Origin of the sequence: Blautia sp. LMAG:36, assembly GCF_008680535.1 — a bacterium.
GTDB classification, from domain to species: domain Bacteria; phylum Bacillota; class Clostridia; order Lachnospirales; family Lachnospiraceae; genus Blautia_A; species Blautia_A fusiformis.
Genome location: NZ_NALB01000003.1, coordinates 234,053 through 259,853 on the forward strand (window position 1 = coordinate 234,053; position 25,801 = coordinate 259,853).

22 protein-coding genes and 1 riboswitch are annotated in these 25,801 nt (G+C 48.2%); all 22 genes read left to right on the forward strand.

The window, feature by feature from the left end:
- Window positions 1-386: 386 nt before the first annotated feature.
- Window positions 387-1,160, forward strand: a complete 774-nt coding sequence (locus tag CCC17_RS01295) for a nucleotide-binding protein (RefSeq protein WP_021651581.1) — start codon at window positions 387-389, stop codon at window positions 1,158-1,160.
- Window positions 1,157-2,461 carry a nitrogenase component 1 gene (locus CCC17_RS01300; protein WP_287082373.1) on the forward strand — a complete coding sequence of 435 codons (1,305 nt, stop codon included), beginning with the start codon at window positions 1,157-1,159 and terminating at the stop codon, window positions 2,459-2,461. Before CCC17_RS01295 ends, CCC17_RS01300 begins: the two co-directional genes overlap by 4 nt.
- A complete protein-coding gene (locus CCC17_RS01305) occupies window positions 2,458-3,495 on the forward strand; it encodes a nitrogenase component 1 (RefSeq protein ID WP_287082374.1) in 1,038 nt (345 codons plus the stop codon). The genes CCC17_RS01300 and CCC17_RS01305 overlap by 4 nt, the downstream gene beginning before the upstream one ends.
- Window positions 3,496-3,573: 78 nt before the next feature.
- Window positions 3,574-5,946 carry a carbamoyltransferase HypF gene (gene hypF / locus CCC17_RS01310; protein ID WP_287082375.1) on the forward strand — a complete coding sequence of 791 codons (2,373 nt, stop codon included), beginning with the start codon at window positions 3,574-3,576 and terminating at the stop codon, window positions 5,944-5,946.
- Window positions 5,947-6,036: 90 nt separating this feature from the next.
- Complete coding sequence (locus tag CCC17_RS01315) at window positions 6,037-6,246, forward strand: HypC/HybG/HupF family hydrogenase formation chaperone (protein ID WP_022426401.1); 210 nt, start codon at window positions 6,037-6,039, stop codon at window positions 6,244-6,246.
- Window positions 6,246-7,289, forward strand: a complete 1,044-nt coding sequence (gene hypD, locus CCC17_RS01320) for a hydrogenase formation protein HypD (RefSeq protein WP_015525988.1) — start codon at window positions 6,246-6,248, stop codon at window positions 7,287-7,289. Before CCC17_RS01315 ends, hypD begins: the two co-directional genes overlap by 1 nt.
- A 130-nt stretch (window positions 7,290-7,419) precedes the next feature.
- Complete coding sequence (gene hypE, locus CCC17_RS01325; RefSeq protein ID WP_015525987.1) at window positions 7,420-8,427, forward strand: hydrogenase expression/formation protein HypE; 1,008 nt, start codon at window positions 7,420-7,422, stop codon at window positions 8,425-8,427.
- 27 nt (window positions 8,428-8,454) lie between these two features.
- Window positions 8,455-8,724, forward strand: a complete 270-nt coding sequence (locus CCC17_RS01330; RefSeq protein WP_015525986.1) for a TM1266 family iron-only hydrogenase system putative regulator — start codon at window positions 8,455-8,457, stop codon at window positions 8,722-8,724.
- The gene (locus tag CCC17_RS01335) at window positions 8,721-9,488 is read left to right on the forward strand and encodes a nitrogenase iron protein NifH (protein WP_173758555.1); all 768 of its coding nucleotides are present in this window, start codon (window positions 8,721-8,723) and stop codon (window positions 9,486-9,488) included. The genes CCC17_RS01330 and CCC17_RS01335 overlap by 4 nt, the downstream gene beginning before the upstream one ends.
- A complete protein-coding gene (locus CCC17_RS01340; protein WP_015525984.1) occupies window positions 9,482-10,825 on the forward strand; it encodes a nitrogenase component 1 in 1,344 nt (447 codons plus the stop codon). The genes CCC17_RS01335 and CCC17_RS01340 overlap by 7 nt, the downstream gene beginning before the upstream one ends.
- Window positions 10,822-12,138: a nitrogenase component 1 gene (locus tag CCC17_RS01345; RefSeq protein ID WP_173761118.1), complete on the forward strand. Its 1,317-nt coding sequence runs from the start codon at window positions 10,822-10,824 to the stop codon at window positions 12,136-12,138. The genes CCC17_RS01340 and CCC17_RS01345 overlap by 4 nt, the downstream gene beginning before the upstream one ends.
- A 180-nt stretch (window positions 12,139-12,318) precedes the next feature.
- On the forward strand, window positions 12,319-12,750 hold the full coding sequence (locus CCC17_RS01350; RefSeq protein ID WP_015525981.1) for a DMT family transporter: 432 nt from the start codon (window positions 12,319-12,321) through the stop codon (window positions 12,748-12,750).
- A 110-nt stretch (window positions 12,751-12,860) separates the two neighbouring features.
- The gene (locus CCC17_RS01355) at window positions 12,861-13,688 is read left to right on the forward strand and encodes a ComEA family DNA-binding protein (protein WP_287082377.1); all 828 of its coding nucleotides are present in this window, start codon (window positions 12,861-12,863) and stop codon (window positions 13,686-13,688) included.
- Between the two features lie 10 nt (window positions 13,689-13,698).
- Entirely contained in the window at window positions 13,699-14,388 is a 690-nt protein-coding gene (locus CCC17_RS01360; RefSeq protein WP_015525979.1) for a response regulator transcription factor, read from the forward strand.
- A 3-nt stretch (window positions 14,389-14,391) separates the two neighbouring features.
- Window positions 14,392-15,822 (forward strand): sensor histidine kinase, encoded by a 1,431-nt coding sequence (locus CCC17_RS01365; RefSeq protein ID WP_021651567.1) that lies wholly within the window; start codon window positions 14,392-14,394, stop codon window positions 15,820-15,822.
- Between the two features lie 10 nt (window positions 15,823-15,832).
- Window positions 15,833-16,780: a GerMN domain-containing protein gene (locus CCC17_RS01370; protein WP_021651566.1), complete on the forward strand. Its 948-nt coding sequence runs from the start codon at window positions 15,833-15,835 to the stop codon at window positions 16,778-16,780.
- Between the two features lie 44 nt (window positions 16,781-16,824).
- The gene (locus CCC17_RS01375; RefSeq protein WP_287082379.1) at window positions 16,825-19,104 is read left to right on the forward strand and encodes a DNA internalization-related competence protein ComEC/Rec2; all 2,280 of its coding nucleotides are present in this window, start codon (window positions 16,825-16,827) and stop codon (window positions 19,102-19,104) included.
- Window positions 19,105-19,193: 89 nt separating this feature from the next.
- Window positions 19,194-20,573, forward strand: a complete 1,380-nt coding sequence (locus tag CCC17_RS01380; RefSeq protein ID WP_015525975.1) for an NAD(P)/FAD-dependent oxidoreductase — start codon at window positions 19,194-19,196, stop codon at window positions 20,571-20,573.
- Between the two features lie 319 nt (window positions 20,574-20,892).
- Window positions 20,893-21,067: riboswitch (cobalamin riboswitch) on the forward strand.
- 162 nt (window positions 21,068-21,229) lie between these two features.
- Window positions 21,230-22,522 (forward strand): sirohydrochlorin cobaltochelatase, encoded by a 1,293-nt coding sequence (locus CCC17_RS01385; RefSeq protein ID WP_015525974.1) that lies wholly within the window; start codon window positions 21,230-21,232, stop codon window positions 22,520-22,522.
- Window positions 22,523-22,643: 121 nt separating this feature from the next.
- Complete coding sequence (locus CCC17_RS01390) at window positions 22,644-23,543, forward strand: hypothetical protein (RefSeq protein WP_092070160.1); 900 nt, start codon at window positions 22,644-22,646, stop codon at window positions 23,541-23,543.
- Window positions 23,540-24,685, forward strand: a complete 1,146-nt coding sequence (locus CCC17_RS01395) for an ABC transporter substrate-binding protein (RefSeq protein WP_114002183.1) — start codon at window positions 23,540-23,542, stop codon at window positions 24,683-24,685. Before CCC17_RS01390 ends, CCC17_RS01395 begins: the two co-directional genes overlap by 4 nt.
- A gap of 96 nt (window positions 24,686-24,781) precedes the next feature.
- Window positions 24,782-25,801 carry a FecCD family ABC transporter permease gene (locus tag CCC17_RS01400; protein WP_173722773.1) on the forward strand — a complete coding sequence of 340 codons (1,020 nt, stop codon included), beginning with the start codon at window positions 24,782-24,784 and terminating at the stop codon, window positions 25,799-25,801.

Consider the following 25,801-nt stretch of genomic DNA (forward strand, 5'->3'; position numbering starts at 1 on the left):
TTCGCCTGGAGGTCTTTTTTTGTATAAAAAGTCAGAGTTGCAATTGACTCACTAATGTACACCATTGTATAATAAAAACAGAAAAATTCAGACGGAACGAAATATTTTCTTTCTATCCGGATGAGACATTAAAACAAAATACAGCAGGAAACAGACTTTGACGGCAAGGAATATCCGAGCAGGAATCGTTGTTCATCCGGCACAGCTTAACCGAATCAGCTGCGAAGCAGTTATTCGGTTATGAACAAGCAGCAAATGCGGATCGCGAATATCCGCTTGACTTTGTTTTGTGAGCGGAATACGGGACTCTTTCACCTTGTGCGTGAAAGAGCTTTTTTTATGAAAAATACCTGCGGGAGCGGACAGAATGAATTAGGGAGGATTTTATGCTGAAGGTAGCAGTATACGGAAAGGGCGGTATCGGAAAGTCTACAGTGACGTCCAACCTGGCGGCGGCTTTTGCAGCCATGGGGAAAAGAGTGATCCAGATCGGTTGTGATCCCAAGGCGGATTCCACCATCAATCTTCTTGGGGGAGAACCTCTGCGGCCGGTAATGAATTATATGCGGGAAGAGGATGAGGAGCCGGAAAAGCTGGAGGATATTTCAAAGGAGGGTTTTGGTGGAGTCCTCTGCATTGAGACCGGCGGCCCCACGCCGGGACTTGGCTGTGCAGGCAGAGGTATCATCGCAACCTTTCAGCTTCTGGAGGATCTGAAACTTTTTGAGACCTGGAAGCCGGATGTAGTGCTTTACGATGTTCTTGGAGATGTAGTATGCGGTGGTTTTGCGGCACCGATCCGGGAGGGCTATGCGGAAAAAGTACTCATTGTCACATCCGGAGAGAAAATGGCACTCTATGCAGCCAATAATATTTCCAGTGCTGTGCGGAATTTTGAGGATCGAAGCTATGCGAGGATCTTCGGGATCGTGCTGAATCACAGGAATGTGGAGAATGAAACGGAAAAAGTAAATGCTTTTGCAGAAAAAAATAATATCCCGATCGTGGGTGAGATCCCGAGAAGTGACGAGATCATCCGATGGGAGGATCAGGGCAAAACGGTGATCGAGGGAGATGAGAATTCTGAGATCAGTGAGAAATTTTTTGCACTGGCCAGGAAGCTATTGGAAAGTGAAGAAACGGAGAAGGAGGATATATGAAAAAGGAAGCATATTTTGCAACTGCAGAAGAACTGGCCCGGGGCGGGCTGGAAGCGATCCCTCCGCAGATGATCTCCGGGAAGCATCTGATCTACAGCTCTCCGGCAACTCTGGCATTTAACTCTCCGGGAGCGGAGGGCTTTGGCGTAAAGCGGGCCGGGCTTGCAGTGCCGGATTCCATTATGCTGATCGTGGCACCGGGATGCTGCGGAAGAAATACTTCTCTTATCAGCTCCATGCCGGAGTACAATGATCGATTTTTTTATCTGATGATGGACGAGACGGATATTGTTACAGGCCGTCACCTGAAAAAGATCCCGAAAGCGGTAAAAGAGATCTGCGACTGCTGTGAGAAGAAGCCGTCTGTGGTGATGATCTGTATCACCTGTGTGGATGCACTTCTGGGAACGGATATGGAACGTGTCTGCCGGAAGGCAGAGGAAAAGGTGGATATTCCGGTGCGTCCCTGTTACATGTACGCACTGACACGTGAGGGCAGAAAGCCGCCTATGGTCCATGTGCGCCAGTCCTTATACTCCCTTCTTGAGCCACAGAAGAAAAAGGGAAATGTGGTCAATCTTCTGGGATTTTTTTCGCCGCTGGTTGATGACTGCGAGATGTATGAGCTGCTGCAGCAGGCAGGCGTAAAGACCATCCATGAGATCTCAAGATGTAAGGATTATGAAGAATATCAGACCATGTCACAGGCCAATTTTAATCTGGTGCTTCATCCGGAAGCAAGGTTTGCAGCGGAGGATTTTCATGACCGGCTGAAGATTCCTTTTATTGAGCTTCGGAGGCTCTACCAGACAGATAAGATCGAAAATCAGTATCGTGCCTTGGGACAGGTTCTTGGAGTCTCTTTTGATCAGGAAGTGTATAAAAAAGCAGCAGAAGAGGCAGTGGAGCGATTCCGGGAGGTCTGTCCGGATGCGTCTTTTGCTGTAGGGGAGTGCATGAACGGAGATTCCTTTGAGCTGGCCCTTGCCCTGGTGCGGTATGGTTTCCGGGTGCCGGAGATCTACGGAACTATCACAGCCGAGAATTTTGTATACATACGGCATCTTGCGGAATTGAGTCCGGATACAAAGGTTTTTTCCAATATGGAACCCACCATGCTGTATTACGATCCGTCCGGGAGCGGAGTGAACCTCACTATAGGAAAGGATGCAGGATATTATCACCGGGATCAGCCAAATGCAGTGTGGAATCAGGACCGGCAGCCCTATGGCTATGCAGGGGTACGCAGTCTGTTTGAGACACTGACAGAGAAAGTTTTGCAGAAGGGAGAAAAGGTATGAGAGGACTTCGGAAATATCTGACACCCTTTGCACCAGATCAGTCCGGAGCCGTGTCAGTGCTGTATGAGCTTGGCGGGATCATCGTGATCTGTGATGCAGGAGGATGTGCGGGAAATGTCTGCGGCTTTGATGAACCAAGATGGTTTGAACAGAAAAGCGCGGTATTCAGTGCAGGACTTCGGGATATGGATGCCATCCTGGGACGGGATGACCGCCTGGTTGCCAAGCTTGTGGATGCGGCAGAAAAGGTGGAGGCAGGCTTTGCAGCCATTGTCGGAACACCGGTACCGGCTGTGATCGGAACGGATCATCAGGCACTGCGGCGGATGTGTGAGAAGAAAACAGATCTTCCGGTGCTTGCGGTAAATACCAACGGAATGGAGCTTTATGATGCGGGAGAGCGAAAGGCTTATCTGGAGCTTTTTAAAGCCTTTGCCCGGGAAAAGCTGCCTGTGGAGGCTGGTAAGACAGGAGTTCTCGGAATGACACCTCAGGATGTCAGTGACCTGAAAGCAGCAGATAAGATCCGTGAAAAGTTCCGTACCAGAGGACAGAGAGCCGTCTGCTATGGAATGGGAGACGGGCTTGATGAGGTAAAAAAAGCCTCCTCTGCGGAAAAAAATATCGTGGTTTCTCCTGCGGCACTGGAATGTGCCAGATATCTGGAGAAAACCTTCGGAACACCTTATGAGGTGGGATATCCTCTGGCGGAAGAGCTGGTTCCTGATATGGATTATACAGGAAAAAAGATTCTCATCGTGCAGCAGCAGGTGATGGCCGGTTCCATAAGAGAGGAGCTACGGAAACGTGGTGCGGACGGAGAGCTCACCGTGGCAAGCTGGTTTTCCATGGAAAAAAATCTCCTGGAGGAGGGCGATGTGTCATTAAGGGATGAGGAAGATTACATGGAACTGGCAGAGAAGGGCGGATATGACGTGATCTTTGCAGATCCATGTATGAAGCGGATGACAAAGGCTTTTTCAGGAGTGTTTGTGGATACAGTGCATTTTGCGGTATCCGGAAAATGCAGGTAGTCCATAAGGGCAGGATATAAAGTTACATGCATGCTGCAGCCGGATCAGTGGAAACAGCTGCAGGGAATGGAGAAACATATGGAGCGGGAAATTACGAAAATGATCCGTGTTTACGGGATCGTACAGGGAGTGGGATTTCGCCCTACGGTGAGTCGTCATGCTATGGCAAGAGGAATCCGTGGCAGTGTGTCCAATAAAGGACCCTATGTGGAGATTTTTGCTCAGGGTAAGCAGCAGGATGTGGATGCCTTTATCGCAGATATCGGGAATAAGCCACCGAAGCGTGCAGCTATCCTGAAGCTTCTTGAAGAACCGGTGGAGGAGCCGGAGAAATTTACACAGTTTGATATCATCGAAAGTGAGAAGACAAAGGGCGAAATCTTTGTCTCCCCGGATATCGCGATCTGCGATGAATGTAAGGCGGAGATGTTTGATCCGGAAAACAGGCGGTATCTGCATCCCTTTATCAACTGTACCTGCTGCGGTCCGAGACTGACGATCCTGGATTCCCTTCCTTATGACCGTGAACGGACCAGTATGAAGGAATTTCCTATGTGTCCCTCCTGTGCGGATGAGTACCATAACCCGGATACCAGACGCTATGATGCCCAGCCGGTGTGCTGTAATGACTGCGGCCCTGAGGTATACCTGGCGGGAAGAGAGGAACGGGGACGGGAGGCTATCACTTATACAAGGAAGATCATTGCTTCCGGCGGGATCGTGGCCATCAAAGGGATCGGTGGTTTTCACCTTTGCTGTGATGCTACCAGTGAGGAGGCTGTACAGCGGCTGCGGCAGCGGAAACGGCGTCCGGTGAAGCCTTTTGCAGTGATGGCACAGGATATGGAAGCTGTGAAGAAGATCTGTAAGGTCAGCGAGGAACAGGAGAAGATCCTTACCGGTCATCAGAAGCCGATCCTGCTGTTGGATAAGCTGCCGGGAGAAACGGGGCTTTGTGAGAGCATTGCACCCGGGAATCCCAAGGTGGGTGTCATGCTTCCCTATGCACCGGTTCAGCTGCTTCTTTTTCATTACGATGATGGGATCCGGATGCCCGGGCTTCTGGTAATGACCAGCGGAAATACTTCCGGGGCGCCGATCTGCAGAGATGATGAGGAGGCGGTAGAGGAGCTTTCCCATCTCTGTGACTGCATTCTTTCCCACAACAGGAAGATACGTATCCGGGCCGACGATTCGGTGATGGATTTCTATAAGGGTGAACCCTATATGATCCGCCGTTCCCGCGGGTATGCGCCTCTTCCGTTTATGGTCTCCACACCCTGGAAGGGCCAGGTGATCGCAGCAGGTGGAGAACTTAAGAACACCTTCTGCATTGGTGTGGATAACCGTTTTTATCCTTCCCCTTATGTGGGAGATCTGGAGGATCTTCGAACGGTAAAAGCCCTGAAGGAAACGATCGGGCGGTTGGAAACACTTCTGGAGGTGCAGCCGGAGGTAGTGGTCTGTGATCTTCACCCTAAATATAATTCCACAGTGGTGGCAGAGGAGCTAGGGCTTCCGGTTCTGAGGGTGCAGCATCATTATGCACACATTTTATCCTGCATGGCAGAAAATGACTGCGAAGAAAAGGTGATAGGGGTTTCCTTTGACGGAACAGGCTATGGAACCGATGGAACCATCTGGGGCGGAGAGCTCCTGGTTGCAGACTGTCAAGGATTTACAAGGCTTGGAAGTATAGAACCCTTTGTCCAGGTTGGCGGAGATATTTCCGCAAAAGAAGGCTGGCGGATCGCCGTTTCCCTGATCTGGAAGAATATGGGAAATCTGGAAAAAACCCTGGATACTATCCGTAAATTGGGACTTTGTACAGATCAGGAAGCAAAGGTACTGGTGACTATGGCACAGCGGAAGATCAATGCCGTGACTTCCACCAGTGCAGGAAGACTTTTTGACGGAGTCAGTGCGATCCTGGGGATCCGGAGAGCGTCTACCTTTGAGGGAGAAGCGTCCACAGCATTGGAATTTGCGGCGGAGGCCTGGAGAAAGCAGCGGGAGATGCAGAAGAAAAATCCGGAAGAAAATCTGAAGATACGGATGTCAGAAAAGGAAGACATTCCGGAAAGCACAGGCATCTCAGAAGCGTCTGAAGATGAACGAAAATTTATTTTAAATACAGGTGAGATCGTTGCATATCTGGTCCGGGCAAGGCTTGCAGGAGAGGATCCCGGGAAGCTGGCTTATGGATTTCACCGGGCACTGGCAGATGAGATCCTTGCAGCCTGTGAGGAAGCAGAGCGGCAGACCGGAATCCGGAAAGTGGCATTAAGTGGCGGTGTCTTTCAGAACCGGCTGCTTCTGGAGCTGGTAGATGACGGCCTTACGGAAATGGGGTTTAAAGTTTTGAAGCACAGCCTGATCCCGCCGAATGACGGAGGGATCGCACTGGGACAGGCGGTGTATGGGATGGCTTATGTGCAGCGGCACAGATAAATATAGACGAGATTATGCAGATACGGATCAAAAATGTTTTATGATAACGCATGGAGCATACAGCAGAAATGCAGGATGGGAGGCACAGATATGTGTGTAGGATTATCAGCAAAAGTAGTAAAGATCAGTGACGGAACAGCAGTGGTGGATGCAGGCGGCGCAAAGAGAGAGGTTTCCGCCCAGCTCCTGGGAGACCTGGAGCCGGGGGATTATGTGATGGTGCATGCAGGTGTTGCCATTGCAAAGATCACCGATGATGACGAGGAAGAGACAGACCAGCTGATGGAGGAACTGCTGTGATGGAAGAGAGGAAAAAAACAGCAAGAGAGATCATAGAAGGATATCAGGGGCCGCCGGTGCGGATCATGGAGGTCTGCGGAACACATACCCACGAGATCTTCCGTCTGGGGATCCGCAAGCTTCTGCCGCCGCAGGTGGAGCTGATCTCAGGACCGGGATGTCCGGTCTGTGTAACACCGGTAGGGTTTATTGACGAGGCCGTTTATCTTGCTCTGGAAAAACAGGTGACGATCTGCACATTCGGTGATCTTGTCCGCGTACCGGGAACAAAGAAAAGCCTTGCAGATGCCAGGGCAGAAGGCGCCAGGATACGGATCGTCTATTCACCGGCAGATGCAGAAAAATATGCGAAAGAGCATCCAAAAGAGCAGGTGGTATTTCTTTCCGTTGGCTTTGAGACCACCACGCCTGCCGGCTGTCTTTCCGTGAAAAAGGCCGGAGAGGACGGACTTTCCAATTATTCGCTCCTTGTGGCAAACAAGACCATGCCCCAGGCTTATCAGGCATTAAAGGGCAGTGCGGATGTGTTCCTTTATCCGGGACATGTCAATGCGATCACAGGAACTGCGCTCTGTGAGCAGCTGGCAGAGGAAGGTATCAGTGGTGTGGTGGCAGGCTTTACAGCGAAGGAGCTGCTTACGGCACTGGCTGTTGCACTGGTACGTTTTCAGGAAGGAAAACCGTTCTTTGTGAACTGCTATCCCCGTGTGGTAAAAAGTGAGGGAAGCCCGGAGGCACAGAAGCTGATCGAAGAACTGATGGAGCCCTGTGATTCCGAATGGCGCGGTCTGGGTGTGATCCCGGGGTCCGGCCTGGTGCTCCGGAAGGAGTGGGAAGCCTTTGATGCCAGAAAAAAATATGCAGTGCCGCCGATCCAGGGCAGGCCAAATCCGGCCTGTCGCTGTGGGGATGTGCTTCAGGGAAAATGCAGGCCATCAGATTGTAAGGTATTCGGAAAGGTCTGTACCCCGCAGCATCCGGTAGGTGCCTGTATGGTATCCAATGAAGGAGCATGTTCCGCATATTTTATGTACGGAAACTGATGTCCGCTTTAATGGACTGCGAAATATGATACATTACATATAGTACAAACGAAGGATCGTATCCGGAAGATCTGACAGGATGAAACCGATATGAAATTCCTTTGACCCAGCATAGAAAGAAGATAATATTATGGAAAATAAAACAGTGACCATGGCACACGGTGCCGGAGGCCGTCAGACCTCAGAACTGATCGATGAAGTATTCAAAGCGCATTTTGCAAACCCGGATCTCACAGCCGATGATGCGGCCGTGCTGGTTCCGCCTGCAGGAAAAATGGCAGTATCCACCGATGGATTTATTGTTTCTCCGGCATTTTTTCCGGGGGGAAATATCGGCAAGCTTTCCATCTGCGGAACCGTTAATGACCTTGCCTGTATGGGAGCAAAACCGATGTATCTTACCTGCGCTTTTGTCATTGAGGAGGGTTTTCCCATGGAGAAGCTGGAGGAGATCGCCGCAGCCATGGAAAAAACAGCAAAAGAAGCCGGAGTGCGTATTGTTTCCGGAGATACTAAGGTGGCAGGAAAAGGTCAGGTTGACGGTGTGTTTATCACAACAACCGGAATGGGTGAGATCCAGGAGGGCGTTCAGGTAGGCGGTGAGCTGGCAAAACCGGGAGATGCCATTATTGTAACCGGTGATGTGGGAAGACATGGATGCACCATTCTTCTGGCAAGAGAGGATTTCGGCATTGACGCAGATGTGACAAGTGACTGCGCACCGCTGTGGGGAGCTGTAAAAGAGGTACTGGATGCCACCCACAACATTCATGTGATCCGTGATGCCACAAGAGGTGGTGTCGGAACGGTTCTTTATGAGATCGCAGGACAGAGTAACGTAGGAATCCGCCTGGATGCAGCAGCTGTTCCGGTAGCTCCGGAGGTAAAGGGTGTCTGCGGCATGCTTGGCCTGGAGCCTCTTTATCTGGCATGTGAGGGACGAATGGTGATCATGGCACCAAAGGAAGAGGCAGGAAGGATCGTGGAAGCACTGCGTAAATGTCCTTATTCCAGGGACGCAGCCATTATCGGTGAAGTTACGGAAGAACAGTCGGGAAAGGTTGTCATGACTACGGAGATCGGAACGCAGGCACTTCTTCCGCAGCCGGGAGGAGAGCTTCTGCCGAGGATCTGCTGATAATATCGGAAAGGAGAGTCAGATCTTATGGAGACAAGAGTGGCATTGATCTCGATCATTGTGGAAAACAATGACGTGATCGATGATATCAACCGTTTTCTTCATGAAGCGGGAAAATATATTATCGGGAGAATGGGGATCCCTTACCGGGAAAAAGGCATCAATATCATCAGTATTGCCATTGACGCACCACAGGATGTGATCAGCTCCTTATCCGGAAAGATCGGACGCCTCAGTGGAGTTTCCGCCAAAACGGCATATTCCAATGTGATCACAAAAGCGGAGGACAGAAAATGATAAAAGTTGCGGTATACGGAAAGGGCGGCATCGGAAAATCTACTACGGTTTCCAATGTGGCAGCTGCCCTTGCGGAAAAAGGAATGAAAGTGATGCAGATCGGCTGTGATCCCAAGGCAGATTCCACGATCCTTCTCAGGCATGGAAAAAAAGTTCCCACTGTGCTGGAGCTTTATAACGAAAAACGCCAGGAGCTGAAGCTTACGGATATGGTGCAGATCGGATATGGGGGTGTAGTCTGTGTGGAAGCCGGCGGTCCTGCACCGGGGCTTGGATGTGCGGGAAGAGGTATCATTACTGCTCTCGAGAAGCTTAAGGAAAACGGAGCCTATGAGACCTATAAACCGGACATTGTTTTTTATGACGTACTGGGAGATGTTGTCTGCGGTGGATTTTCCATGCCCATGCGAAATGGGTATGCAGATAAGGTATTTATCATCACCTCCGGAGAAAACATGGCCATCCATGCAGGGGCAAATATTGCCATGGCAGTGGATAATTTTAGAAACAGAGGATATGCATCTCTTGGCGGCGTGATCCTGAACCGGCGGAACGTGCCGGGAGAGGAAGAAAAAGTCCGGGAGCTGGCAGAGGATTTTCATACGCGGGTAGTGGGAACGCTTTCCAGAAGTGCTCTGGTTCTGGAAGCAGAGAATCGAGGAAAAACTCTTCTGGAAGCTTATCCGGATTGTGAGATGGCAGAGGAGTACCGGACACTGGCCGAGCAGATTCTGAATGCATGCAGGGAGGAAGGCTCATGTTAAAAAGAGTTGGTAACAGAGAGCTTTCGGGAAAAACAGAAATATTTATAAAGGAAGCCTCTTTTCCGGTTCCCTTTCAGCCGGGGCTGGAATTTAATTCACCGGTCCATGGAAACTGGAATATCGTACATACGGGAATGCTGGTTCCGGAAGCAAGGCAGATCTACGTCTGTGCGGATAACTGCATGCGTGGCGTTGTGCTGACTGCCGCAGAGATGAATGCGGCAGACCGTTTTTCCTTTGTGATCGTGGAGGAAAAGGATCTTCTGGGCGGAAATCTGGAGGATGTGACCATTGAAGGAGTGACGGACATTCTGAACCGGCTGGATGAGAAGCCAAAGGCAGTCTTGCTTTTTACCGTGTGTCTTCATCATTTTCTGGGAAGTGATCTGGACCGCATCTACGGCGAACTGGAAGAAAGATTTCCGGAGATCTTTTTTATGCGATGCTTTATGGATCCTGTCATGCAGAAAACAGGTCCGACTCCGGATCAGAAGCTGCGCCGTGCCATGTATGATGCAGTACCGGAGAGGAAAGCAGATCCGGAATGTGTCACAGTCCTGGGCAGTGATTTTGTGCTGGATGAGAGTGCAGATATCTGCCGGATCCTGAAAAAGAACGGAATCCGTCTCCGGGAAGCACCGGCCTGTAAGAACTGGGAGGATTATCAGAGCCTGGGAGAGGGAAGCCTGATCCTTAACTGCTATCCGGCAGGAAAATTCGGAGTACAGCAGCAGGCGGAGAGACTTGGAAGGCCGTTTTTATATCTGCCCGGAAGCTTTGACTATGAGGAGATAGAGACGCAGGAAAAGTATTTGCTGGAGCTGCTGGATCAGCACAGCTGCGGTAAAAATGGCCTGGATATCAAAACGGAGATCCGAAAATGCGAGGAGGCTCTTTCCCATGCACACCAGATCATCGGTGACACTCCCATAGCTGTGGATTATCTTTTTCATCCAAGACCTCTGGGACTTGCAAAGCTTCTCCTTACCCATGGATTTCAGGTACAGTCCGTTTTTCTGGACAGTATCAGCCCGGAAGAAAAAGAAGTATTTTTCTGGCTGAAGGAGAATTATCCGGAACTCAGGCTGATTTCGACTGTTCGCCCGGAGATGAGAGTGCGGCCACGGCAGCATTTCGGAAAAATCCTTGCCGTCGGACAAAAAGCAGCCTGGTTTACCGGAAGCCGGAATTTTGTCAATATGGTACAGGGCGGCGGGCTCTGGGGCTTTGACGGGATTAGACGTACTGCACAGCTGATGCTGGAGGCATTTAATGAGGAAAAAGCTCCGGAGGATCTGATCGTTCGAAAGGGATGGGGGTGCGAAAGCTGCATATGAGACAGGCATATCGGATCATACCAATCTACACGGCAGACGTGTCGGGTGTCTGCTCCGCGTTGTATGAGCTTGGAGGAATGACAGTGATGCATGATCCCTCCGGCTGTAATTCTACCTATAATACCCATGATGAGATCCGGTGGTACGACCAGGACAGTCTGATCTTTATCTCAGGTCTTACGGATATCGATGCCATTATGGGAAATGATGAGAAATTTCTTCAGGATATCGAAGAGGCGGAAAAGGAGCTGAAACCGAAATTTATTGCACTTGCAAGTTCACCGATCCCCTTTATGAACGGAACAGATTTTCAGGGACTGGCCCGTGCACTTACAGCAAGGACCGAAATTCCGGTATTTTCGGTTCCGACCAGCGGCATGCACGACTATGTATACGGAGCAGGGCTGGCACTGGCGGAAATCGCCGGACATTTCACAGGAGCAGCAGAGAAAACCGGAAGGTGTTTAGAAGTACCGACGGGATCTGCGGAAAGATCTACAGAGAAGAGAAGCAGGAAATTAAATCTTCTTGGAGCAACACCCCTCGATCTTGGCCCGCAGTCTGCAGTAGATGCAATGAAAAAACGTCTGAAAAACTATGGCTGGGAGATACTTTCCACCTGGGCTATGGGGGATACGCTGGAAGCTTTGTCCCGTGCCGGTGAAGCAGCGGTAAACCTTGTGGTATCCTCTGTGGGGATCCCGGCGGCCAATGTGCTGAAAGAAAAATTCGGTACGCCATTTCTCGTGGGGACTCCTGTGGAAGGCTATGAGGGACAGATTTCAGATGCACTTGAGCGGATCGCGGATAGATCCTGTGGAGAGTGGGTAAATAAGAAGGATGACTCCGCAGAGGAAAGCGGAGGGCAGATCTTAGGAAAACAGGAGGAACTGTGGAAAGTAACTCCGGAGCAGGTAATCTATTTTCAGGGAAGGAACAGTCTGTCAGCAGTATCTGACCCTTCAGGAGAAAGCAGGGAAATGCCCGACAAAGATGAGATATTTTTTTCCGTACCGGACATTACCATCATCGGAGAACCGGTTACCATGGGCTCCCTGGCAGCAGTCATAGAGCAGAAATACGGAAAAAAGGTTCAGCTGCTCTGTCCGCTGGAGATCACAGAGGGACTTTTGCGCAAGGGAGATGAAACCATCTGTGGCGAGGAAGCCATGGAAGAAAAGCTGAAAACAGCCAGGATCATTGTGGCAGACCCACTCTATCGTCCAATCTGTCCGAAAACAGCCATTTTTTATGAGATGCCGCATATTGCGTTTTCCGGAAGGATATATCTCAGAAAATATTTTCCGGAATAAAGAGCGTTTCGTGATCATGTATATAAATATTATGCGGATGAGAAAACAGAGCAGCAGTGTGTATAATTGCAGGAAAATCACATAAACTAAATTATAAGAAACCGTAAAGGCGTTGCAGAAATATGCAGCGCCTTTTTCCAACAGTAATACCGGAAATGGAGTATATATGGAGGGATTTTTATGTGGGGATTTTGGTCAGCACTGCTCTCAGGTGCACTGATGAGTATTCAAGGGGTATTTAACACAAATGTAACAAAACAGACCAGTCTGTGGGTTTCAACCGGCTGGGTACAGTTTTCTGCATTTCTGGTCTGTGTGGCAGCATGGTTTTTCACAGGCAGAGAAAGTATCGGCATGCTGTGGCAGGTAGAGGATAAATATAATTTACTCGGAGGAGTGATCGGTGCATTTATCACTATCACAGTGATCCGGAGTATGGGAAGTCTGGGGCCTGCGCGGGCGGTTATGCTTATTGTCATTTCTCAGCTTGCGGTGGCTTATCTTATAGAATTGTTGGGGATTTTCGGTGTGGAAAGAGCAGATTTTCAGTGGAGAAAGCTGTTGGGAATGCTGATCTGTATTGCAGGTGTGGTTATTTTCAAATGGAAATAGAAATAAAAGTATTGTAATATTTGTAATACTTCGTTAAAATAAGGTATGGTTTTGCATGAGTAACGGGGCACCTGCCGCCACATCGGCGGAAAGGAGTGAACCGCCTACCTATGAAAATAAGATCACATATCAGAAGTGTTCGGTTTGTTTTTTACATATTTTTGTTACAAATCCTGGCAGGGCTGACAGGCTGTAAGGATAACGGAACAGAATTTCTGGAGAAAGAACTGGTGCAGGAAGAAAGTACGGAAGCATCCGGAATGGATGCAGAGCAGGAAAAACCGAAGGATACGGAAAGTGAAGTATCCGGGAAGGCATCCGCAGGGGCTGCGGCAGATATATCACAGAAGAAACAGAATGAGTCTGCGGAGGAACCGGCTCCGGAGGTTGAAAAACAGCTGCCGGAGATCTCAGACACCCCTCAGACCATTTATGTAGATATATGTGGAGCAGTGACCAGTCCGGGAGTCTATGAGCTTCCATATGGCAGCCGTGTTTTTCAGGCTATCGAGCAGGCCGGAGGATATCTTCCGGAAGCTGCAGCAAGCTATCTCAACCGTGCTAAGGGACTTTCCGATGGACAGCAGGTTTATGTGCCTACCCAGGCGGAGGTGGACAGCCAGCGGATCGCAGCTACCCAGGATGGATCGGAAGTCACAGCAGAAAACAGTACCGAAACGGCGAGCGGACAGAAATCCGCCGGAGAGGATTCCGGTGAAGCTGAGACTGCATCTTCCACAGAGCAGAAGATCGATCTGAACACCGCTGATGTATCCCAGCTTACTACTCTCACAGGTGTAGGGGAGTCCAAGGCCCTGGCGATCATCGCTTACAGGGAAGAGAACGGTCCCTTTACTTCAGCAGAGGATATCATGAATGTACCAGGCATCAAAGAAGGAACCTATGAGAAGATAAAGGATAAAATAGCAATAAAGTAAGGAGCGCTAAATGAGCAGGAAAGTATTGGTAGTAGATGATGAGAAACTGATTGTCAAGGGACTTCGCTTCAGTCTGGAGCAGGACGGAATGGAAGTGGACTGTGCCTATGACGGAGAGGAAGCACTGGAAAAAGCAAAAGCAGGAGAGTACGATATCATCCTTCTTGACCTGATGCTTCCAAAAATGGACGGTCTTGAGGTATGCCAGCAGATCCGTGAATTTTCCAATGTTCCGATCATCATGCTTACAGCAAAAGGAGAAGATATGGATAAGATCCTGGGTCTGGAATACGGAGCTGATGATTATGTCACCAAGCCTTTCAACATCCTGGAAGTCAAAGCCCGCATCAAGGCAATCATCCGCCGTGCAGGCAGCAAACAGGACAAGCAGGAGAAGGCCAAGACTGTGGAAGTCGGAGAACTGAAGCTGGACTGCGAAGGACGCCGCGTATTTATCTCCGGAAAAGAGATCAACCTCACAGCCAAGGAATTTGATGTGCTGGAGCTGCTGGTATTCAATCCGAACAAGGTATACAGCAGAGAAAATCTTCTGAATATCGTATGGGGCTATGAATATCCGGGAGATGTCCGTACCGTAGATGTACATATCCGCCGCCTGAGAGAAAAGATCGAGGCCAATCCCAGTGAGCCGAAATATGTACACACCAAATGGGGTGTGGGCTACTATTTCCAGGCATAACCTGTGAAGTTCAAAAAGAACGGCAAATTTTTCAAAAGTCTCCGCTTTCGTATTCTGATCATCCTGATCATACTGGGAATCGTACCGAGTGTCATCGTAACGGAAATGGTCATTGCCAACTATGAAGATCGTGCCATTGCCAACCGTGTGCAGAGCATGGAGAACATCTGTGACATCATGTGCGACCTGCTGATCAAGGAGAATTATCTGAATGACACCAGCTCTCAGACGGTGAACAGCAAGCTGGAATTACTGTCCAACAGCTATGGTGGCAGGATTCTCATTGTAGACAGGGATTTCAGGATCATCAAGGATACCTATGGCGTGGATGAGGGCAGGACTCTGGTTTCCCAGAAAGTATTGAACTGTTTTAAAGGAGAAGATGCCTACCAATATGACTCTGACAGCCAGAAGCTGATCCTGGCAGTTCCGGTAAAAAGTCCGGATGTAAAACAGGTGCAGGGTGCCATGATGATCATGGCATCTTCCAGTGAGGTGACAGCAACCATCCATGAACTGGAGCAGAAAGGGATTCTGATCATCGGTATCATTGTAGTGCTGGCCATTTTTCTGGGATATATTCTTTCCACGATCCTGGTGAAGCCATTTGCCAGGGTAACGAAAGCAATCGAGGACCTTACAGACGGATATCAGAATGAGGAGATCTCGGTACCGGATTATACAGAGACAGCTTTGATCACAGATGCATTTAACAAGATGCTTTCCAGAATGAAGACGTTGGATGAATCCAGACAGGAGTTTGTATCCAATGTGTCTCATGAGCTGAAGACACCTATGACTTCAATGAAGGTTCTGGCGGATTCGCTGGTAGGACAGCAGGGGGTTCCGGAGGAACTGTATCAGGAATTTCTTTCTGATATCACAGAAGAGATTGACAGAGAGAACAAGATCATCACCGATTTGCTCTCCCTGGTAAAAATGGACAAAAAAGCAGCAGATATGAATATCCGTAATATGAATATCAATGAGCTGCTGGAGAATATTCTGAAGCGTCTCCGTCCTATTGCAGATCAGAGAAGGATTGACCTGATCCTGGATTCGTTCCGACCGGTAACGGCAGATGTGGATGAGGTGAAATTTACCCTTGCCATCAGTAACCTGGTCGAAAATGGTATCAAATACAATGTAGATGAGGGATGGGTCCGCGTAACACTGGATGCGGATCATAAGGATTTCTATGTGACGGTTGCAGATTCCGGCCTGGGAATACCGGAAGATTCCATTGAACGGATCTTTGAGCGTTTTTATCGTGTGGATAAATCCCATTCCAGAGAGATCGGCGGAACCGGTCTTGGACTTGCTATTACAAGAAGTTCTATAGCCATGCATCATGGGATCATCAAGGTATCCAGCAAAGAGGGCGAGGGAACCACATTTACCGTGAAAATCCCGCTGTCCTATATCCCGTCCTAGGAGGTACAGCATGAAAAAAACGATTTTGATCATCTGTGTGGCCGCTGCCTGCATCCTTTTTGGTCTGGTTGCTTTCATAGGTTTGTCGGGAAGAAATAAAAACGAAGAACAGCAGTATAGATTTTATTATATCAACAGCGATGAAACGAGACTGAAAGAAGAAAAATATACTCCTGAGAAAGAAACAACAGAAGTGATGCTGCGCAATTTTTCCGAGAGTCTGAATAACCGTGAGACCCGGGAAGACGGAATCTCACTTTTTCCGGATGGGGTAAAGATTTCTTCTTATTCCATACAGGATGGAGTCCTGAACGTAGAATTCAATGAGGCCTATGATAAAATGTCACGTACCAGAGAACTTCTGGTGCGGGCAGGTATAGTGAAGATCTTTTTACAGGTTCCAGGAGTGGATTCTGTGGAGATCTATGTGGGTAAAAAGCCGCTGACAGATACCAGGGGTGAAGAAGTGGGAGCCATGAACAACGACACCTTTGTGGAGTTTTCCGGGTCCGATGGGGATGTGTACAGCTATGACACCTTTACTCTGTATTTCACAAATAAAAACGGAGATAAACTGGTAGCGGAACAGAGAAGTGTCCGCTACAGACGAAATCTTCCGAAGGCTACGGTGGTTCTGGAGCAGCTTGCAAGAGGTCCGCTGGAAAAAGGACATTATCCTACAATACCGGAGAATTCAGAGGTACTTTCCCTGACGAGAGCAAACGGAATCTGCTATGTGGATTATAATTCCGTATTTCAGGATTATGCGCTGGATGTTTCGGAACAGATTGCCGTGTATTCGGTGGTAAATACGCTGATCGCGGCAACGGATGTGGACAAAGTTGAGATTTCCATCGAAGGAAACAAGGAAGTGACCTTTGGCCAGAATATGCAGCTTTATAAGTTCTATGAATGGAACGACAGCCTGCTGGCACACACAAAGGCTAAAAAAGAATAGAAAAAATAAAACATTTCAAAATATCAGAAAACGGGAGAACATTTATGGCGAAAAGGCCGATGTGTCTTTTGTGTGTTCTTATGGTGCTGAGTCTTGGCGCACTGGAGCTTATGGGGATTCCTCTGATCAGGGGGAATCCCCTTCCGTTAAATGTGCAGGAGCAGATCGAAGCGCACCCTGGTTCCATGATCTGCGGGGAGGTGGAACAGTATGAAAACACAGAATTTTCCCAGTCTGTTTATCTGAAAAAAACATATCTTATCCATCAGTCAAAAAAATTTCCAATTGAAAATGTAAGAATATTTCTCAAAAAAGAAGAAGATCTGAAACCGGGAATGCGGATCCTGGTCAAGGGAACGCTGAAAAGAGTGGAAGGTCCTGCGAATCCGGGGGGCTTTGACAGCCAACACTTTTACGCCTGTCGTCATATTTATTATTTTATGAAGAACGCTGTGCTCCAAAAGAAAACAGCAGTGTATTCCGGCTACAGGCAGCTCCTTTTGGAGATAAAAGAAAGCTGCAGACAGATCCTGAAGGAAGCTGCAGGAAAAGATGCGCCTGTTTTTTGTGCCATAACGCTTGGAGACAAACAGGAACTGGATCCGGAAACACAGATGCGCTATCAGCTGGCCGGGATCATACATATCCTTGCCATCAGCGGACTTCATATCAGTATTCTGGGAATGGGGCTTTACAACCTTCTAAAGAAGATGGGACTGGGAATCTGGCCTGCCGGGATTTTTTCTCTGGGAGTGATGCTGCAGTATGGGATCATGACCGGAGGGAGTGTTTCCACCATGCGTGCAGTAACTATGTTTTTGATCGCTATGGGAGCCAGGATCACCGGACGGATCTATGATATGATGAGTGCTCTTTCCGTAACTGCCATGATGATCCTTGTGGAATCTCCGGCCTATCTCCTGGACAGTGGATTTCTTCTGTCCTTTGGCTGTGTTCTGGGAATGGGGCTCGCTGCGGAAAAGATCTGTGCCCTTGCAGGAGCGGAGAAAAAATGGACAAAGGCACTGGTAAGTCCTATAGCTCTTCAGCTTGTGACTCTGCCGGTGATGCTGAAGTTTTTCGGAGAAGTCTCTATTGCCGGATTTATCTTGAATCTGTTGGTGCTTCCAAGTGTGGGGGTAGTGCTGACTGGAGGAATGGCGGCGCTGCTTCTGGGAATTCTCAGTATTCCCGTGGCAAAACTGGTGCTCCTGCCGGCAAGGGTACTGCTGCTTTTTTATGAACATCTCTGCAGTCTGGCAGGAAGGTCAGGATGGAGTACCTGGATCGGAGGAGAGCCGGAAATATGGCAGATCCTGGTATATTATGGCTTTTTGATCACAGTTCTGTTTATGGGGCAGTATATAAAAGAACAGCTCCGGAAGAAAAAAGCAGTCTGTGAGGAAACGGAGCTAGCAGAGGAGCGGGCGGAAGCAGGTTGTTGGAAGCTATATGCTATCCGGATAACAGCCGGTATTTTTCTGGCAGTCGGAATCCTGATACTGGGATATCATCCAGCAGGAAGTCTGAAGGTGATCTGCCTGGATGTAGGACAGGGGGACGGTATTCTTGTGGAGACCCCGGAGGATCATCATTTTCTGATTGACGGAGGAAGCAGCAGCCAGTCGGATCTTGGAAGATACTGCCTTTTGCCGGCATTGAAAAGTCAGGGGATTTCCTGGCTGGATGGGATTTTTATTTCCCATACAGATCAGGATCATATCAACGGTGTGAAGGAGCTTCTGGAATATATGGGAAAAGGTCTTACAACCATCCGGGCCGGATATCTGATCCTGCCTGCCTGGGCAGAAAGACCAGATGCATGGAGGGAGCTTGCAGAGGCAGCAAAAACAGCCGGAGTTAAGGTCGTGACAGCAGGAAAAGGGGATGAATTGCCTTGCGGCAAAGTATCTTTTTCTGTTCTGTGGCCGGAGAAAAATGCCACAGGAAAAGATGTGAATGAGGAAGCTATGGTGATGGAGCTGTCTTTTGGAGATTTTCAGATGCTTTTTACCGGAGATATCGGTGCAGATACGGAGAAAAAGCTTCTGGCAGCCGGGGGGCTTGAGGATGTTGATTGTCTGAAGGTGGGACATCACGGTTCCCGTTATTCTACCACAGAAGCATTTCTTGAGAAAATAAAGCCGGAAGTGGCGATCATTTCCTGTTCTTCCACCAACACCTACGGACATCCGTCACCGGAAACCGTAGAGCGGCTTAAAGCGGCCGGAAGTCAGGTGGAATACACCATGAAAAACGGTGCTATTACCGTGGAAACAGATGGAAAGAAGCTTAAGATCGGAAGGTTCCGAAAAAACAGGTGACTTTTGAACACACTTGTTGTAGAATAGACAGGGTTTGTGCAAAAACAAAGCACTGAAAATGTGCAATACAAGATAAGGAGTTTTTATTTATGAAATATGATGTACTGATCGTAGGAGCAGGTCCCGGTGGAATCTTTGCGGCCTATGAACTGATGAATAATGATCCGGAGAAAAAGATCGCGGTTTTTGAAGCCGGTCATCCTCTGGAAAAAAGAAAATGTCCCATCGACGGAAAGAAAGTAAAATCCTGTATTCACTGCAAAACCTGTGCGATCATGAAGGGATTTGGCGGTGCAGGCGCTTTCTCCGACGGAAAATACAATATCACCAATCAGTTTGGCGGAACTCTGTACCAGCATATCGGCAAGGATACAGCTACAGAGCTGATGGAATATGTAGATAAACTGAACCTGATGCATGGCGGTGAGGGAACCAAACTTTATTCTACCACAAACAGCGAGATCCGTAAGCTCTGCCTTCAGAACGGCCTGCATCTTCTGGATGCATCAGTCCGCCATCTGGGAACAGATATCAACTATGTGGTACTTCAGAACCTCTATGAAAAAATGAAAGACCATGTGGACTTCTATTTTGACGCATCTGTTGACAAAGTAGAAAAAACTGAAGACGGTTATGCAGTTTTTGTAGGAGATGAGCGTTACGAGGGAACTTACTGTATCATCTCCGCAGGACGAAGCGGAAGTAAATGGATGGAGACGGTATGTACAGAGCTTAAGATCCCGACTCTTTCCAACCGTGTGGACATCGGAGTCCGTGTGGAGCTTCCGGCAGAGGTTTTCAGCCGTCTGACAGATGAGCTTTATGAGAGCAAGATTGTTTACAGAACTGAGAAGTTTGAGGATATGGTCCGTACCTTCTGCATGAACCCGCGAGGTGTTGTCGTGAATGAAAATACCAACGGTATCATCACAGTAAACGGTCACAGCTACGAAGATCCGGCAAAGCATACCAACAATACAAACTTTGCCCTTCTGGTATCCAAGCATTTCTCAGAGCCGTTCCATGACAGCAACGGATACGGTGAGAGCATTGCAAGACTTTCCAATATGCTTGGCGGTGGTGTTATGGTACAGCGGTTTGGAGATCTGATCCGCGGAAGACGAAGCACAAAAGCCCGTATTGAGGAAAGTTTCGTAACACCTACACTTTCTGCGACACCGGGAGATTTAAGTCTTGTTATGCCGAAACGTATCCTGGATGGCATCATCGAGATGATCTATGCTCTGGATAAGATCGCACCGGGAACCGCGGATGACGATACTTTGCTTTATGGCGTGGAGGTTAAATTCTACAACATGGAGGTTGAGATCGACGAAAATCTGGAAACCTGCCACAAGGGTCTCTTTGTTATCGGAGACTGCAGCGGCGTGACCCATTCTCTGTCCCATGCATCTGCCAGCGGAGTCTACGTAGCCAGATACCTGGAGCAGGAGTATTTTAACAGATAAACTGCAAAGCAGTTTATCTGTTATGAGCAAGTAGCGAAGCGGATTGCGAATATCCAGTGTAAGACAGTCCTTTTCTGATATCAGGGTGATGACAGAAAGGGGCTGTTTTTTATGCAGGATGTGCATGAATATTGGAGAAAGTATTCTGATAATAACTGACAGATACAGGGAGAAAACCGGTTACTGTTCACTGGTAATATTTCGCGAGGTGTTTTTGGTGAGCGAAGATCACAGAAAACCGTGAATCGTCTGACATCAATCTTGACAAATTTATGAGTTTGTGGTAAAAGTTAGATAACCAGGTAAAAGAAAATATGTGCAAATGTTATAATGATAAGGTTGCATCCAGTCGGATGTGCAAAAGAGAATCCGGTGAGAATCCGGAACGATACCGTCACTGTGAAAGGGGAGTTGCTTTTATAACCACTGGGAGACCGGGAAGGGAAAGCAGCGTGGAACCAAGTCAGGAGAACTGCCTTATTGTGAGATTCAGGGATTCGCGGTTTACGAATCGGTATTCTCCATAACAATACAGAACTTCTTTTTATGTATTTGTATTGCGCAGAGAATCATGTGTGAGCAGGCGGCCGCAGAGAGCTGCTGCTTTTTTGTACATATCAGTATTCTGGAAATACATGAAAAGAGGACAATGAGAAATGAAAAGAAAAACAATGTTAGCTCTGATGCTCGCAGTTTCCATGACATGCTCTATGGGTGCGGCTACAACAGCAATGGCAGCAGAGGATTCTGCTACAGAAGAGAACGCTGAGGCAGCTGATACCACAGAGGCTTCTGATGCAGATCAGGAAGCAGCAGATAATGTAGCAGCTCTGATCGACAAGATCTATGTACAGGAAAGAAACGACACAACAGATGAGGACTGCAAGGCAGCCAAAGAAGCATGGGATGCTCTGACAGATGCTCAGAAAGAACTGGTAGAGGGTGAGAATGCAGATCCGGATTATTTCGGACGTGACACAGGAGATGCTTCCAAGGACGATCCGCGTAACCAGGATGAGATCGGTGAGAATGAACTTCTTGTTGTAAGCTTTGGTACTTCCTTCAATGACAGCCGTGCAGAGGATGTCAAGGGAATCGAGGATGCTCTTGCAGAAGCTTATCCGGACTGGTCTGTAAGAAGAGCATTTACAGCACAGATCATCATCAACCATGTAGAGGCAAGAGATGATGAAGTGATCGATAACATGCAGCAGGCTCTTGACCGTGCAGTAGAGAATGGTGTTAAGAATCTGGTTGTACAGCCTACCCATCTGATGCATGGTGCTGAGTACGATGAGATGACAGAAGCGATCAATGGCTATAAAGATAAATTCGAGTCTGTAGCTATCGCAGAGCCAATGCTCGGTGAGGTTGGAGACGATGCAACTGTGATCAATGATGACAAGAAAGCCGTTGCTCAGGCGATCACAGATACGGCTTGCAAAGAGGCCGGATTTGACAGCATGGATGCAGCAGCTGAGGCTGGCACAGCATTCGTATTCATGGGACATGGAACATCTCATACAGCTAACGTTACATACGATCAGATGCAGACACAGATGGAAAACCTTGGATTGAAGAACGCATTCATCGGTACTGTAGAGGGTAAGCCGGAAGATACAGCCTGCGACAAGGTTATCGAGAAGGTAAAAGAAGCAGGATACAAGAACGTTGTTCTTCGTCCGCTGATGGTTGTTGCCGGAGACCATGCAAATAACGATATGGCCGGTGATGAGGAGGATTCCTGGAAGAGCCAGTTTGTAGCATCCGGAAACTTCGATAAGGTTGACTGCCAGATCGAGGGTCTTGGAAGAATCGAAGCAGTTGAGAAGCTTTATGTAGAGCATACAAAGGCAGCCATCGATTCTCTGGGAAGCACTGAGGAGTCCGCAGATTCTGATGCAGCAGCAGATACAGAGGCTGATTCTGCTGAGGAGTCCGCAGAATAATAAATATAAAAATATCTGAGTGAGTTCAGATACCTATAAGAAATCAATGTAACTGCCCGGAAAGATCAGGAAGACTGTTTTCCGGGCAGATTGCTGTATCTATGGAAGGGAGAAGATTATCATGAAAAAACGCTATGTAAACTTAATTCTTGCAATGGCAAGTGCATCAGTCCTGGTGCTGGGCTCTGTGCCTGCGATGGCAAAAACAGATGAAACAAAAACAGAGTCCGGTGAGGAAGCAGAAGCTTCCGAAGAAAAGGATACAGATGCAGCCAAAGCAGATACCCTGGAAGATGGCGTTTATACAGCAGAGTTTGGTACAGACAGCAGCATGTTTCATGTAAATGAGGCCAATGACAAAAAAGGAGAGCTCACGGTCAAAGATGGTAAAATGACCATCCACGTAAGTCTGGTTTCCAAGAAGATCGTTAACCTGTTTGCGGGAACTGCCGAGGATGCCCAGAAGGACGGAGCAGAGATCATTGAGCCGACCACAGATACAGTGAAGTACAGCGATGGTTATACAGAGGAGGTTTACGGATTTGATATCCCGGTACCGGCCATTGGTGAGGAATTTAACGTGGCGATCCTGGGAGAAAAAGGCAAATGGTACGACCATAAAGTCAGCGTAAAGAATCCTGTAAAAACCTCTGACGACAAAAAATCCGAAGGGAAAAAACCGGAAGAGCTGAAGCTGGAGGACGGAACCTATGAGACGGATGTAACCCTTACAGGCGGAACAGGAAGAGCATCTGTAGAATCTCCGGCTAAAGTAGAGATCAAGGACAAAGAAGCTACGGCAACCATCATCTGGAGCAGTCCGAATTATGATTACATGATCGTGGACGGCGAAAAATATGAGCCGGTGAACAAAGACGGAAACTCCACATTTGAGATCCCGGTCACAGTCTTTGACGCAGAAATGGAAGTGACTGCAGATACTGTAGCCATGAGTACTCCTCACGAGATTGAGTATACCCTGAATTTTGATTCTTCGAGCATGAAAAAGGAAGAAAAATGAAAAAAATAATTTCATACATATTTCTGACGCTGACCCTGATCCTGGGGTGTGCTTTTGCAGTGCAGGCAGCAGAGACAGAACATAAGCCTGCGGATATTCCAGGCCTTACCTTTGACCACAGTATGGATCTTTCCTACGCAAAGGAATTTAATGTGGATTACTACAACGATGGCTATGCGCTGCTCACCATTGATCAGGAAGGACAGTTTCTTGTAGTTCCCGAAGGCAAGAAAGCACCGGAGGGGCTGGATCCTGACATTGCGGTTCTGCAGCAGCCCATAAACAATATCTATCTGGTAGCAACCTCGGCCATGGATCTTTTCCGCGCTATCGACGGGATTGACAGCATCAAGCTTTCCGGAACCAAGGAAGACGGATGGTATATCCAGGAAGCAAAGGACGCCATGGAACAGAAAAAGATGATTTATGCCGGCAAGTACAGTGCTCCGGATTACGAGCTGATCCTGAACGAGGGCTGTGACCTTGCCATTGAATCCACCATGATCCATCACAATCCGGAGGTACAGGAGAAGCTGGAGCAGTTCGGGATCCCTGTAATGGTAGAGCGTTCCAGCTATGAGAGTCATCCTCTTGGAAGGACCGAGTGGATGAAGCTTTACGCAGTTCTTCTGGGAAAAGAAGATGTAGCAGAAAAGGTTTTCAAAGAGCAGACGGACAAGCTGGATAAGGTTCTCACAGCAGATAAAACAGACAAGACCGTAGCGTTCTTTTATATCAACTCCGTAGGTGCGGTAAATATAAGAAAAAGTGGCGACTATGTTTCGGAAATGATCTCTCTCGCAGGAGGAAATTATGTTCCGGAGGATACGGGAGTAAATGACAATGCTCTTTCCACCATGAATATGCAGATGGAAGAGTTTTATGCCAAGGCGAAGGATGCGGACTATATCATCTATAACAGTACGATTGACGGGGAACTTAAGACCATTGATGAGCTTCTTTCCAAAAGTAAGCTTCTTGCAGATTTCAAGGCAGTGAAGAACGGAAATGTCTGGTGCACAGGCAAAAATCTCTTCCAGGAAACCACCGGACTTGGAACCATGATTGAGGATATCCACACCATGCTGACTACAGACGATGATTCTCTGGATGAGCTGACCTATATGCATAAACTAAAATAAATTCCAGTGTTCGCTTTAACTCCTTTGCCGGTTTCCACCTGTGAGCAGGAAACGAAAGGACAGGATAACAAAACAGAAGAGGAGTGTACCAGAAAAATGAATGACAGAAAACGCGCAGTCCGATACGGGATCTCTTTTGTGATCCTTGCGGTACTTTTGATCTTTTTATTTATATGGAATGTAAATTCAGGAAGTATCCACCTCTCTGTGAAGGAGATCCTGAATATCATATTCCGGCATCAGGGAGATGAAACTTCTTATAATATCGTCTGGGAGATCCGTCTTCCCAGGATACTGGCAGTTATCATCCTTGGCGGAGCACTTTCTGTTTCCGGATTTTTGCTGCAGACCTTTTTTAACAATCCTATCGCGGGACCCTTTGTACTGGGAATCTCTTCCGGTGCCAAGCTGATCGTGGCGCTTCTGATGATCTTTTTTTTAAGCAGATCGGTGTCCATCGGTTCCGGTGCCATGATCCTGGCTGCTTTTGCAGGCTCAATGATTTCCATGGGCTTTGTGCTCCTTGTGGCAAAAAAAGTCCACAACATGTCCATGCTGGTCATCAGTGGTGTTATGATCGGCTATATCTGTTCGGCCATCACAGACTTTGTGGTGACCTTTGCAGATGATTCCAACATAGTCAATCTTCACAACTGGTCACTGGGAAGCTTTTCCGGTATGACCTGGGGGAATGTGCAGACTATGGCTGCTGTGGTACTTCTTACCATGGTGATCGTATTTTTTATGTCAAAACCGATCAGCGCCTATCAGCTGGGGGAGACTTACGCGCAGAATATGGGAGTTAATATCAAGGCTTTCCGGATACTTCTGATCCTGCTTTCCAGTATTCTTTCTGCCTGTGTGACCGCTTTTGCAGGGCCGATCTCCTTCGTGGGGATCGCTGTGCCTCATATTGCAAAAAGTCTCCTGAAGACTGCAAAACCCCTGCTTGTGATCCCGGCCTGTTTTCTGGGCGGTGCAGTGTTCTGCCTGTTCTGTGACCTGATCGCAAGAACTGTATTTGCACCGACGGAGCTGAGCATCAGTTCTGTGACAGCAGTTTTCGGAGCACCGGTAGTTATCTATATCATGATTCACAGACAGCAGAGGATATAA